The following is a 12739-nucleotide window of genomic DNA, read 5'->3' on the forward strand; positions in this document are numbered from 1 at the left end:
CACTACCCGCGCGCCCGCGACCCCCGCGCCGGGCCGCCGGGCCGGCGCCGGGTCCCGGTGGACCCGCGGTACGGCCCGGCTCCTGGGCGGAGGATCAGTCGTCCGCGCCGTACAGGCGGCGGCGCACCGACAGCAGTTCGGTTTCCGGGCGGGCGGCCACCAGCCGCTCGCAGGAGTCGAGCACCTCGCGGACGTGCGCCGCCTCGGCGGCCACCACGGCCACCCCGATCTCGGCCCGGCCGTGCAGGTCGAGCGCGCCCACCTCGGCCGCGGACACCTCGAAGCGGCGCAGCGCGGCGACGATCGGCCGGACGTACGACCGCTTGGTCTTCAGGGACCGGGAGTCCCCCGGCAGCAACAGATCGAATTGCGCGGTTCCCGTGTACACGGCGAGCAACGGTACGGCAGAGCCGCCGCGGGGTCACCCGGTTTCGGTACGGCCTCAGGCCTGCCGCGTCGGAGTCTCCGCGGGCGCGACCGCCACCAGGACGTCCCGCTCGATCGCCTGGTCCACCCGGTGCGCCAGGTCGAGGTAGCCGGGCCCGCTCACCACCCGCAGGCCGGCGTCGGTCAGCACCGCCTCGGCCGCCGCCCGGGGCGCCACGTGGGTGTTCCAGGACAGTCCCAGCCCGCCGCCCGGGCGCAGCAGTTCCCGCCAGACCGGCACCGCGGCCCGGAGCAGCTCCAGCGGGCTGCGGGACAGCCCCTGATCGGTGCGGCTGCCGTGCGCCACCCCGTACGGGGTGTCGGTCACCAGCACGTCGGCGCAGCGGGCGCGCAGCACGTCCCGGGCCCGGACGGTGTCGGTGTGCAGCACGGTGACCCGCTGGGTGACCCCGGCCCGGTGCTCGTCCCGGGAGGGCGCGAGGACCGCCTCGAACCGCCGGGCGACCAGCCGGCGGTCCCGGCGCACCGACACCGTCTCCGCGGTGTGCTTGAGCCGCTTGCGCCGCAGCCAGGTACGCAGGAAGGCGGCGTACGCGTCGACGTCCTTGCCGTCGTGCTCGACCCCGATGCCGTGGTAGCCGTACATCAGCGCCTGGTTGAGCGTGGTGCCCCGACCGCAGAGCGGGTCGAGGACCACCAGCTGCCGGTCCAGCATGGCCGCCGCCGAGGCGGAGGCGAGCAGGGTGGCGTTGAGCAGCAGCCGGGTGAACTGCTCGTTGGTCTTGCCGGCGTACTTGGGAATGCTGATCAGGTCGGCGTCGTACCGGGCCAGCGGGTGCAGCGGCACCGGGCGGAGCAGGTCCTCGCCCACCCGCTCGAACAGCGCGTACGCCGCCGACAGGTTCGCCAGGTAGGCGAGGTCCCGGCCGCCGAGGCCCGGCCCGGGCGCGGCGAAGGTCAGGTACTCCACCCCGCCGATCCGCTCCACCGCGCCGTCCACCGGGACGGCGTCGAGCACCCCCGAGCGGGCGAAGATCTCCAGCTCGGCCCGGGTCAGCCGGGCGGCCGCGTCGGCGTAGACGCGGTTGGCGGACGGGGCGAGCAGCAGCGCGTACCTGAGCACGCGGGAAATTGTCGCAGCCTGCGCAAACGGCGACGGCCGGGACCCGAAGGCCCCGGCCGTCACCGGTCGTTCATACCGCTCAGGCGCGCGGCTTCTCCCGCATCTCGAAGGTCTCGATGATGTCGCCGACCTGGACGTTGTTGAAACCGCCCAGCGTCAGACCACACTCGAAGCCCTCGCGGACCTCGGTCGCGTCGTCCTTGAACCGCTTGAGGGAGCTGATCGTGAGGTTGTCCGCCACGACCGCCCCGTCCCGCAGCAGCCGCGCCTTGGCGTTGCGGCGGATGAGGCCGGACCGGACGATACAGCCGGAGATGTTGCCGATCTTGGACGAGCGGAAGACGTCGCGGATCTCCGCGGTGCCCAGCTCGACCTCCTCGTACTCCGGCTTGAGCAGCCCCTTGAGCGCGGCGTCGATCTCCTCGATGGCCTGGTAGATGACCGTGTAGTACCGGATCTCCACGCCCTCGCGGTCGGCGATCTCGCGGACCTTGTTGGCGGCCCGCACGTTGAAGCCGATGATCGTGACCGCCTCGGACGAGGCGCTCGCGAGCATGACGTCGCTCTCGGTGATCGCACCCACGCCCCGGTGGATGATCCGAAGCTGGACCTCCTCCGGGATGTCGAGGTTGAACAGCGCGTCCTCGAGGGCCTCCACGGAACCGGAGACGTCGCCCTTGAGCACCAGGTTGAGCGAGGTCTTCTCGCCCTCCTTGAGCTGCTCCATGAGCGTCTCGAGGGTGGCCCGGCCGCGGGAGTTGGCGAACGAGGCCGCCCGCCGCCGCGCCTGCCGCTGCTCGGCGATCTGCCGCACGGTCCGGTCGTCCTCGGCGGCCAGGAAGGTGTCACCCGCACCCGGCACCGTGGTCAGACCCAGCACCATGACCGGACGCGCCGGCCCGGCCGTGTCGACCGGCTTGCCGTTCTCGTCCAGCATGGCCCGGACCCGGCCGTGCGCCCCACCGGCGACGATCGAGTCGCCGGCCCGGAGGGTGCCCTTCTGCACCAGCACGGTCGCCACCGCACCGCGGCCCTTGTCCAGGTGCGCCTCGATGGCGACACCCTGCGCCGGCCCGTCGATCGGAGCGGTCAGCTCCAGCGACGCGTCGGCGGTCAGCAGCACGGCCTCGAGCAGTTCCTCGATGCCGATGCCGGGCTTGGCCGCCACGTTGACGAACATGGTGTCGCCGCCGTACTCCTCGGCGACCAGGCCGTACTCGGTCAGCTGCTGGCGGACCTTGTCGGGGTTCGCCTCCGGCTTGTCGATCTTGTTGACCGCGACCACGATCGGCACGTCCGCCGCCTTGGCGTGGTTGAGCGCCTCGATGGTCTGCGGCATCACGCCGTCGTCGGCCGCCACCACCAGGATCACGATGTCCGTGACCTGGGCACCACGGGCACGCATGGCGGTGAACGCCTCGTGACCCGGGGTGTCGATGAAGGTCACCGCGCGGTCCTCGCCGTCGTGCGGGACGTGGACCTGGTACGCGCCGATGTGCTGGGTGATGCCACCCGCCTCGCCGGCCACCACGTTCGCCTTGCGGATCGCGTCGAGCAGCTTGGTCTTACCGTGGTCGACGTGACCCATGACGGTCACCACCGGCGCACGGCTGACCAGGCGGTCGGCCGCGACCTCGGCGTCGAGGTCGATGTTGAACTGCGCGAGCAGCTCACGGTCCTCGTCCTCCGGGCTGACGATCTGCACGTCGAAGCCGAGGTGCTCACCCAGCAGCAGCAGGGTGTCGTCGGAGCAGGACTGGGTCGCGGTCACCATCTCGCCCAGGTTGAACATCTCCTGGACCAGCGAACCCGGGTTGGCGTTGATCTTGTCGGCGAAGTCCGACAGCGAGGCGCCACGGGAGAGCCGGACGACCTGACCCTGCCCGCGGGGCGCGCCCGAGGACATGGTCGGGGCCGACAGGTTGTCGAACTCCTGTCTGCGCTGCTTCTTGGACTTGCGGCCACGGGTCGGCCGGCCACCCGGACGCCCGAAGGCACCCGCGGCGCCGCCGCCACGGCCACGACCGCCACCGCCCGGACGGCCACCGCCGCCGGCCGGGGCACCCGGGCGGAAACCGCCACCGGGAGCGCCACCGCCGCCACCGGGACCGCCGCGGTAACCACCGCCGCCGCCACCGCCACCGGGACCGCCGCGGAAACCACCGCCGCCGCCACCGCCACCGGGACCGCCGCGGAAACCACCGCCGCCGCCACCGGGACGGCCCGCGCCGCCACCGCCGGGTCCACCACGACCGCCACCGGGGCCGCCGGGGCGACCCGTGGTGGGACGCTGGCTCGGCATGGACGCCGGGCTGGGCCGCGGCGGCATGGAGGCCGGGCTCGGCCGCGGCGGCATGCCCGCCGGGCTGGGCCGGGGACCACCCGCACCGGCGGCCGGCGGCCGCTGCTGCTGGCCGCCCTGGATACCGAACGGGTTGTTGCCGGCGCCGCGCGCCGGCGGACGACCGCCCGGACGGGCACCCGGACCCGGGGCCGGGCCACCCGGACGACCGGCGGCCGGGGTACCCGGACGCGGCGGCGCCGCGTTCGGACCCGGACGCGGACCCGGGCGGGGACCGCCCTCGGCCGGGGGCTCCCGGCGGACGTTCTCCCGCTGCTGCTGGCGGGCGGCCTGCGCGGCCTTGACCGCGGCCTCCTGCTCAGCCTTCAGCGCGGCGGCACGCGCCTCCGCGGCCGCCACCTCGATGTCGTGTGCGCTCGCCGGCTTGGCGACCGGAGTCGCCGGCTGCGGCGGGCCGGGGACCGGGCCCTTGGGCTTCGGTCCAGGGGTCGGCGCGGCCGGCCGCCGGGGCGGCATCGGCTTGGCCGAGACCCGGGGGGCGCCCGGGGTCGGGGACGGCGCCGAGGTCGGTGCCGGACTCGGGGCGGCCGCCGACGGGGCGGCCGGCGCCGAGGTGCCACCGGCGGACGCGACGAAAGCGCCACGCAGCCGTCGGGCGACGGGCGCCTCGACGGTGCTGGACGCGGACTTGACGAACTCGCCCATCTCCTTGAGCTTGGCGAGAACGGTCTTACTCTCGACCCCGAGCTCCTTGGCGAGCTCGTGTACGCGGGCCTTTCCTGCCACTGCACTCCTCACTCCGAGGTCGTGCGGGCAGTACCCGCAGCGACCTCACTCGTGCACTTGAAGCCTGGTCATTTCAGGGACTTCATCGTGTGCTCATGTCGGTCGTCCTACCCTGCTAGCGACCCTCGACCGGTCGGGTTGACCAGTCGTCGGGGTTTGCGCGTCAACGTGCTCCGCCAGCGCACCGTGGTCGAGGACCCCGGTGACCCGCAGTGCCCGCCCGAAGGCGCGGCGCCGCACCGCCTGCGCGAAGCAGGCCGGATCCGGATGCATGTTCGCTCCCCGACCCGGCAGTCTGCGGCCCGGATCGGGCCGGAGGCTGTAATGGTCAGCCTCGTCACCGATCGCGACGATCCGCAGCAACTCGCTGGCCGGCGCTCGCTTCCGGCAGCCCACACAGGTGCGCTCCGGTTGCGCGCGTCGTGCCACTGGAGGAAGTCTACCCCTAGCTGTTCGAGATCGCGCCGCCCGGCTCGGGTACGTGATCAGCTCCGCCCCGGCCGGCCGCGCCGGACTGCTCCGCATCGGAGCGGATGTCGATCCGCCAACCGGTCAACCGGGCCGCAAGCCGGGCGTTCTGCCCCTCCCGCCCGATCGCGAGCGAGAGCTGGAAGTCCGGCACGGTCACCCGCGCGGTCCGGCTGGCCAGGTCGACCACCTCGACCCGCAGCGCCTTGGCCGGCGAGAGCGCGTTGCCGACGAAGGTGGCCGGGTCGTCCGACCAGTCGATGATGTCGATCTTCTCGCCGTGCAGCTCGCTCATCACCGCCCGCACCCGCTGGCCCATCGGGCCGATGCAGGCGCCCTTGGCGTTCACCCCGGAGGCGGTCGAGCGCACCGCGATCTTCGTACGGTGACCTGCCTCACGGGCGATCGCGCCGATCTCCACGGTGCCGTCGGCGATCTCCGGCACCTCGAGGGCGAAGAGCTTCTTCACCAGCGCGGGGTGCGAGCGGGACAACGTGATCTGCGGACCGCGCATTCCCTTCGCCACGTGCACCACGACGCAGCGGATCCGCTCGCCGTGCGCGTACCGCTCGCCGGGGACCTGCTCGGACTGGGGCAGCACGCCCTCCAGCTTGCCCAGGTCGACGCTGACGATGCCCTTCTCGGCCCGCGCCTCGTGCGCCTGCACCACGCCGGTGACCAGGTCGCCGTCGCGGCCCACGTACTCGCCGAAGTGCACCTCGTCGGTGGCCTCCCGCAGCCGCTGGAGGATCACCTGCTTCGCCGTCATGGCGGCGATCCGGCCGAAGTCGTGCGGGGTGTCGTCCCACTCCCGCACCACCGCGCCGTCGGCGTCCTGCTCCTGGGCGTACACCGAGGCGGCGCCGGTCTTGCGGTCGATCTCCACCCGGGCGTGCGGCTCGGCGCCCTCGGTGTGCCGGTAGGCGGTCAGCAACGCGGTCTCGATCGCCGCGAGGATCGTGTCGAACGGGATCTCCCGCTCGCGCTCCAGTGCGCGCAGCGCCGCGAGGTCGATGTTCACCTCTCCTCGTCCTCCACATCATCATCGTCGTCGTCGATGTCGTCAGTCTCGTCGAACTCGTCGTCCGCCGCCTCGTCGAGGCGGTGGAACTCCACCTGCACCCGGCCGGGCCCGAGCTCGGCGTACGGGTGTGTCACCCGGCCGGACTCCGTCTCCAGCACCACGTGCGCGTCGTCGGCCTCGGCCACCCGGCCGGTGAGCTGCCGGTCGCCGGTGGCCCGCCGCTCGGGCCCCGCCGCCGCGCCGCGCACGGTCACCTTGACCAGCCGGCCGACGTTGCGCCGCCAGTGCCGGGGCAGGGTGAGCGGCCGGTCCACGCCGGGCGAGCTGACCTCGAGCTGGTACTCGCCGGCGACCAGGTCGCCAGCGGACTCCTCCGCGGCGTCCAGCGCGGCGGAGACGGCCCGGGACACGTCGGCGACGGCGTCCAGGTTGATCCCGCCGTCGGCGTCCACGATCACCCGGACCACGTGCCGGCGGCCGGCGCGGGAGACGGAGAGGTCCTCCAGGTCGTACCCGGCGGCGCTGACCACCGGCTCGATCACCTCGCGCAGCCGGGCCCGCCGGGCGGCCAGGTCGCCGCGGGGTGCGCCGGCCCGGTCCCCGGTACGGGGGCCGTCGGACCGGCGGGGTCGCCCGGCGGGCCCCGTCGGTCTGGTGGCCCGGCCACGCTGCGTCATCTGGCGCACCTCTCTGCTGTTCCACGGGCCGCGGGGCCCGTCAGGTCTGTTCTCCGGCGGGCCTCGCGGCCCACCAGGTCTGTTCTTGCGGCGGGCCTCGCGGCCCGCCAGGTCTGCTCTTGCGGCGGGCCTCGCGGTCCGCCGGGTCTGCTCTGTCGGCGGGCCGGACGGCCCGCCATGCCGGCACGCCACCGGGGCGGACGCGCCCGGTGGCTGCGCAGAGCGTAACGCGCGGCCGGGTCACCGGAGCCGGCGGCGCACCGACGCCACCGGCCCACGACCCGGCGCCGATGGTGTTGACTTGTCCGGTGGCGACGGGCAGGACGACACCGCAGGACGGTCTACCGGGGCATTCCCGGCGAAATCTGCTGCGCGGCGGTGCACTGGTGGCGCTCGGCGCCGCCGTCGTACCGGTGACCGGCTGTGATCTTCTCGACCGCGGCGACGACGGCCCGCCCCCGCCGGACCCGCTGGAGCCGGTCGCGGCGGAGGCCGCCGCGCTCGAGGCCCGGTACCGGGCCGCGATCACCGCCGCCCCCGACCTGGCCGGGCGGCTCACCCCGATCGCCGACGCCCACCGGGCGCACGCCGACGAGCTGCGCCGGGTGATCGGCCGGCCGGCCCCGTCCGGCTCCCCCACGGTCGCCCCGGCCACCGCGGGCACCGATCCCGCCGCCCTGCTCAGCGCGCTCAGCGGGGCCGAACAGCAGGGCCGGAAGAACGCCGCGCGGGCCTGCGCGGCCGCGCCGGCCGACCGGGCCGCGCTGCTCGGCTCGATCGCCGCCGCCCGGGCGACCCACCTGGAGGCGCTGAAGTGACCGCGCGCACCACGCCCGGCCCCGGGCCGGCCCAGGCCCTCGCCGACGCGCTCGCCGCCGAGTACGCGGCGATCTGGGCGTACGGCGTGATCGGCGTGCACCTCGCCGGCGCCCAGCGCACCGCCGCCCGGGCCGCCGAGGCGGCGCACCGGGCCCGGCGGGACACCCTCGTCGTCCAGTTGAGCGAGGCCGGCGGCCAACTCCCCGCCGACCGGGCCGGTTACGCGCTGCCGTACCCGGTGACGGACCGGGCGAGCGCGTTTCGGCTGGCCGTCGAGGTCGAGGACCGGACCGCGGGGCACTGGCGGGCGGCGCTGCCGCACACCACCGGCGCGGACCGCAACCGGGCGCTCGCCGCGCTCACCGACTGCGCGCTGCGGGCCACCCGGTGGCGGCGGGCGGCGGGCATGACCCCGGTCACCGTCGCCTTCCCCGGCCGACCCGGCTGAGCGCGGCGCCGGTCACCCTGAGCGGGACTCCGGTTGCAGTCCGCATACCAGGTATGCATACTCCTGGCCATGTCGATCCGCCACGGCCTGCTCGCCCTGCTCGAGCGCGGCCAGATGTACGGCTACCAACTCCGGGCCGCCTTCGAGGAGTCGACCGGCTCGACCTGGCCGCTGAACATCGGGCAGGTCTACACCACCCTGGCCCGGCTGGAACGCGACGGGCTGGTCCGCCCGCTGCCGGAGAGCGAGGCCGGGCAGCGGCCGTACGAGATCACCGACGCCGGGCGGGCGGACCTGGCGCTCTGGTTCGCCACCCCGATCAGCCGCGCCGACCGCCCCCGCGACGAGCTGTCCATCAAGCTGGCCCTCGCGTTGACCACGCCCGGGGTGGACGTGCGCGCGGTCGTGCAGACCCAGCGCAGCGCGACCATCCGCGCGTTGCAGGAGTTGACCCGGTTGAAGTACGCCAGCGACAAGCCGGAGGATCTGCCCTGGCGGCTGGTGCTGGACGCGATGATCTTCCAGGCCGAGGCGGAGGTCCGCTGGCTCGACCACTGCGAGACCAGCCTGGTGCGCTTCCGGCCCGCGCCGAGCCGCCCGGCCGGCCACCCCGAGGCGGTGGACCGGACCGATGAGGCGGCCCGCCGGTGAGCCGGCGGCGCCGGCGGCGGGAGGGACACGGATGAGCGCGGTGCTGGAACTGCGGGACGTGCACCGGACCCACGGCAGCGGGGCGACCGCGGTGCACGCCCTGCGCGGGGTCGGCCTGAGCGTCTCGGCCGGCGAACTGGTCGCCGTGATGGGCCCCTCCGGCTCCGGCAAGTCCACCCTGCTGGCCCTGGCCGGCGGGCTGGACCGCCCGACCGGCGGCGACGTGCTGGTCGAGGGGGAGGCGCTGGGCGGGCTCGGCCCCCGCGAGCTGGCCCGGCTGCGCCGCCGCCGGATCGGCTACGTCTTCCAGGACCTCAACCTGATCGGCAGCCTCACCGCGGCGGAGAACGTGGCGCTGCCGCTGGAACTCGACGGCACCGGCGTACGCGCCGCCCGCCGGCTGGCGCTGGCCGCGCTCGCGGAGGTCGGCCTGGACGGGCTGGGCGACCGGTTCCCGGACCAGCTCTCCGGCGGCCAGCAGCAGCGGGTGGCGATCGCCCGGGCCCTGGTCGGCGAGCGGCGTCTGGTCCTCGCCGACGAGCCCACCGGCGCGCTCGACTCGGAGGCCGGCGAGGCGGTGCTGCACCTGCTGCGCCGCCGGGTCGACGCCGGCGCGGCGGGCGTGCTGGTCACCCACGAGGCCCGGCACGCCGGCTGGGCCGACCGGGTGGTCTTCCTCCGCGACGGGGTGCTGGTCGACTCGACGGCCCCGCTGGTCGGCGTCGAGCACCTGCTCAGCGGCAGCGGGCGGTGAGCCGGCAGCGGCTGGCCGGCATGCTGGGCTCGTGGCGGACCGCACTGCGGATCGCCCGCCGGGAGGCCCGCCGGGCCCGGGGTCGCACCGCCCTCGTGCTGGCCATGATCGCGTTGCCCGTGCTGGCGCTGAGCTTCGTCGCGGTGAGCTACGACATGGCCCAGCTCACCCGGGCCGAGGAACTGGATCGGCGGCTCGGCGCGGCCGACGCGGAGCTGCGCTGGGCGGCGGCGAGCCCGGTACGTCAGGACGCCTGGGGCGAGGGCTACGGCGCGCCCGAGGGCGAGGGCGAGCTGGTGCCGCGGACCCGCCCGGTGACGGCCGACGAGATCCGCTCGCTCCTGCCCGCCGGCAGCCGGGTCTCGCTGCTGCGCCGGTGGATCCCGTTCGAGGTGCGCGTCAACGGCCGGATCGTCGGCATCGACGCCCGGTCCGTCGACCTGGCCGACCCGATCACCCGCCCGCTGGCGGCGCTGCGCGACGGCCGGCGGCCGAGCGCCCCGGACGAGATCGCGGTCAGCCCGCGCCTGCTGCGCCGGCTCGGCGTGCAGCTCGGCCACCGGGTGTGGACCACCGACGGCACCGGCTACACCGTGGTCGGGGTGGTGGAGTTCCCGGACAACCTGCGCGAGGTCGTGGCGCTCCGGCCGGAGCCGCCCGCCGCCCCGCCCCGCGACGAGAGCTGGCTGGTGGACCTGCCCGGACCGGTCGACCGGGCGCTGGTCGACCGGCTGAACGCCCGCGGCATCGTGGTCACCGCCCGGGCCCCGGTGCCCGGGCGGGACCCGGTCTACACCGGCCCGGGGCTGCCCGACGCGGAGCAGACCGGCACCGCCGTCCTGGTGAGCGGATTGGGGCTGCTCGAGGTGGTCCTGCTGGTCGGACCGGCCTTCGCCGTGGCGGTACGCCGGCGCCGCCGGGACCTCGCCCTGGTGGCGGTGGCCGGCGGCGACGCCGCACACCTGCGCCGGATCGTGCTCGCCGACGGGGTGGTGCTCGGCGCCGGCGGGGCGGCGCTCGGACTGCTGATCGGGGTCGGCGCGGCGCTCGCCGGCCGCCCGCTGGTCGAGCAGTACCTGGTCCAGCAGCGCTTCGGCGGGTACCGGATCTTCCCGGCGGCGCTGGCGGCGATCGCCGCGGTGGCGGTGCTGGCCGGGGTGCTGGCGGCGCTCGCCCCGGCCTGGACGGCGGCCCGGCAGGACGTGGTGGCCGGCCTCGCGGGCCGCCGAGAACCACCCCGGCACCGGCTGCGCTGGCTGGTGCTCGGCGTGCTGCTCACCATCGCCGGCGCCGCGGTCGCCGCGCTGGGCAGTGGTCGCAGCACCCCGTCCGTGGTGCTGACCGGGCTGATCCTCGGTGAGCTGGGCCTGGTCTGCTGCACCCCGACGCTGGTCGGGCTGCTGGCCCGGCTGGGCCGGCTGCTGCCGCTGACGCCCCGGCTCGCGCTGCGCGACGCCAGCCGCAACCGGTCCTCGGCCGCCCCGGCCATCTCGGCGGTGATGGCGGCGGTGGCCGGCAGCGTCGCCCTCGGCGTCTACGTGGCCAGCGACGACGCCCGCAGCCAGGCCGCCTGGCAGCCCGGGCTGCCGCCCGGCAACGTGGTGCTGATCCGCGACGACCTGCCCGGCACCGGGCCACTGCCGGCCGTCGACGAGGTCGCGCAGCGGGTCCGGTCCGTGCTGCCGGGCGCCCTGGTCGTCCCGCTCGCCGCCCCCGGCTGCGCCCGCTCCGCCGGCCCGGACGACTACTGCGCGGTCAACACGGTGCTGCCGCCGGAGCACAACTGCCCGTACGACCTCTGGAAGGAGGACGGTCCCGGGCGGGAACGGGCCCTCGACGATCCCCGCTGCGTCCAGCCGTACCGGGAGCCGAGCGACATCGGCCTGACCTCCGTGGTCGACGACGGCGCCACCCTGACCGCGCTCACCGGTGCCCCGCCCGACGAGGTGGCCGCCGCCACCCGGACGCTGCGGGCCGGCGGGGTCGTGGTCACCGATCCCCGGCGGTTGGTGGACGGCCGGGCGACCATCGAGGTCAGTCGCGGTCCAGGGGCCCTCACGGTCAGCCGGGCGCTGCCCGGGTACGCGCTGCGCGGCGGACTCCCCGTCGAGCGGCTCGTCCTCTCCCCCGCCGCGGCGGCCGCGGTCGGTCTGGTCGGGGACCCGCTCGGCTACCTGGTCGACCCGGACCGTCCGCCCACCGACCGGGAGCGGGACCTGCTCAGGGCCGAACTGTCCGAGGTGGGCCCGCTCACGGTGCAGGTGTCCACCGAGGCGCCGCCGTCCAACCAGCGCCCGCTGCTGATCCTGCTGGCCGTCGCCTCCGGTGTGATCACCCTGGGCGCGGCCGGCGTAGCCACCGGCCTGGCCGCCGCCGAGGGCCGCCGGGACCTGTCCACGCTCGCCGCGGTCGGCGCCGATCCCCGGGTACGCCGGCTGCTCTCACTCTGCCAGGCCGGGGTGATCGCGGTGCTCGGATCGGCGCTCGGCATCGCCGCCGGCCTCGGCTCGGTGGCCATCATCCTGCTCTCCCTCAACCGGCAGTACGCCCGACTCTGGCCGGCCCCCGAGCCGTACCCGCTGGTGGTGCCGGGGCTGACCCTGGCGGTGCTGGTGGTGGTGCCGCTGGTGGCCATGCTCGGGGCGGGCCTGCTCACCCGATCGCGGCTGCCGGTCGAGCGCCGGCTGGACTGAGCCGGCCCGCCCGAACCGGCGGGGACTGTCGCGCGGGGCGCGCGGCCGGCACACTGGTCGGGTGTCCGCCCTGGGAACCCTCACCCGCCGCCTCGGTCACCAGAAGTGGTTCGGCGCCACCATGCGCCTGCTCGTCCCCGCCGACCGGCTGGTCGGCCGGTTGACGAAGGGCCGGGTGGTCGCGTTCGGCCTGGTGCCCTCGCTGGTCCTGACCACCACCGGCCGCCGCTCCGGCAAGCCGCGCAGCAACCCCCTGCTGTACGTGCCGGACGGCGACGCGTACGTGGTGATCGGCTCGAACTGGGGCCAGCAGCAGCAGCCCGCCTGGTCACTGAACCTGCTCGCCCAGCCGGTCGTCGAGATCGACGTCCGGGGCCGTCGGATCCCGGTCCGCGCGGAGCAGATCAGCGGCGAGGAACGGGAACGGCTCTTCGCCCGGCTGGTCGCCGAGTGGCCGGCGTACCGCACCTACGTGGAACGGGCCGGTGGCCGGGAGATCCGGGTGTTCCGCCTGGTCCCGACCGACAGCCCCGCGCCGTCGGCCTGACCGGCTCACCGCCGGACCGGATCCCGGCCCGGGCACCAGCGTCGGGGCAACCCGCGGCCG

12 protein-coding genes are annotated in these 12739 nt (G+C 75.5%); 6 read left to right on the forward strand and 6 right to left on the reverse strand.

Annotated elements, in window-relative coordinates; translation table 11 throughout:
- Nucleotides 1-94: 94 nt before the first annotated feature.
- The 6 genes from AB0I11_RS07870 to rimP all read right to left on the reverse strand — a co-directional run bounded on the left by AB0I11_RS07870 (nucleotide 95) and on the right by rimP (nucleotide 6767).
- Nucleotides 95-388: a DUF503 domain-containing protein gene (locus AB0I11_RS07870; protein WP_357314998.1), complete on the reverse strand. Its 294-nt coding sequence runs from the start codon at nucleotides 386-388 to the stop codon at nucleotides 95-97.
- 54 nt (nucleotides 389-442) lie between these two features.
- Entirely contained in the window at nucleotides 443-1510 is a 1068-nt protein-coding gene (locus AB0I11_RS07875) for an SAM-dependent methyltransferase (protein WP_357315001.1), read from the reverse strand.
- A gap of 79 nt (nucleotides 1511-1589) precedes the next feature.
- The gene (gene infB / locus AB0I11_RS07880; protein ID WP_357315003.1) at nucleotides 1590-4598 is read right to left on the reverse strand and encodes a translation initiation factor IF-2; all 3009 of its coding nucleotides are present in this window, start codon (nucleotides 4596-4598) and stop codon (nucleotides 1590-1592) included.
- Between the two features lie 93 nt (nucleotides 4599-4691).
- Nucleotides 4692-5027: a YlxR family protein gene (locus AB0I11_RS07885; protein ID WP_357315006.1), complete on the reverse strand. Its 336-nt coding sequence runs from the start codon at nucleotides 5025-5027 to the stop codon at nucleotides 4692-4694.
- 16 nt (nucleotides 5028-5043) lie between these two features.
- Nucleotides 5044-6087, reverse strand: coding sequence for a transcription termination factor NusA (gene nusA / locus AB0I11_RS07890; RefSeq protein WP_046568849.1), 1044 nt, complete (start codon nucleotides 6085-6087; stop codon nucleotides 5044-5046).
- Nucleotides 6084-6767 (reverse strand): ribosome maturation factor RimP, encoded by a 684-nt coding sequence (rimP, locus tag AB0I11_RS07895; RefSeq protein WP_357315009.1) that lies wholly within the window; start codon nucleotides 6765-6767, stop codon nucleotides 6084-6086. Before rimP ends, nusA begins: the two co-directional genes overlap by 4 nt.
- Nucleotides 6768-7153: 386 nt before the next feature.
- Between rimP and AB0I11_RS07900 the strand changes: the two genes are divergently transcribed.
- From AB0I11_RS07900 to AB0I11_RS07925, 6 genes are all read left to right on the forward strand, one after another.
- Complete coding sequence (locus AB0I11_RS07900) at nucleotides 7154-7585, forward strand: hypothetical protein (RefSeq protein WP_357315011.1); 432 nt, start codon at nucleotides 7154-7156, stop codon at nucleotides 7583-7585.
- Nucleotides 7582-8034: a ferritin-like domain-containing protein gene (locus AB0I11_RS07905; RefSeq protein ID WP_357315013.1), complete on the forward strand. Its 453-nt coding sequence runs from the start codon at nucleotides 7582-7584 to the stop codon at nucleotides 8032-8034. Before AB0I11_RS07900 ends, AB0I11_RS07905 begins: the two co-directional genes overlap by 4 nt.
- A gap of 69 nt (nucleotides 8035-8103) precedes the next feature.
- Nucleotides 8104-8685 (forward strand): PadR family transcriptional regulator, encoded by a 582-nt coding sequence (locus AB0I11_RS07910; RefSeq protein ID WP_357315015.1) that lies wholly within the window; start codon nucleotides 8104-8106, stop codon nucleotides 8683-8685.
- 31 nt (nucleotides 8686-8716) lie between these two features.
- On the forward strand, nucleotides 8717-9439 hold the full coding sequence (locus AB0I11_RS07915; protein ID WP_357315019.1) for an ABC transporter ATP-binding protein: 723 nt from the start codon (nucleotides 8717-8719) through the stop codon (nucleotides 9437-9439).
- Nucleotides 9436-12132: an FtsX-like permease family protein gene (locus tag AB0I11_RS07920; RefSeq protein WP_357315021.1), complete on the forward strand. Its 2697-nt coding sequence runs from the start codon at nucleotides 9436-9438 to the stop codon at nucleotides 12130-12132. The genes AB0I11_RS07915 and AB0I11_RS07920 overlap by 4 nt, the downstream gene beginning before the upstream one ends.
- A 61-nt stretch (nucleotides 12133-12193) precedes the next feature.
- A complete protein-coding gene (locus AB0I11_RS07925; protein WP_357315024.1) occupies nucleotides 12194-12679 on the forward strand; it encodes a nitroreductase family deazaflavin-dependent oxidoreductase in 486 nt (161 codons plus the stop codon).
- Nucleotides 12680-12739 lie beyond the last annotated feature (60 nt).

Origin of the sequence: Micromonospora sp. NPDC050495, from assembly GCF_040655175.1 — a bacterium.
In the GTDB taxonomy this organism is placed as follows: domain Bacteria; phylum Actinomycetota; class Actinomycetes; order Mycobacteriales; family Micromonosporaceae; genus Micromonospora.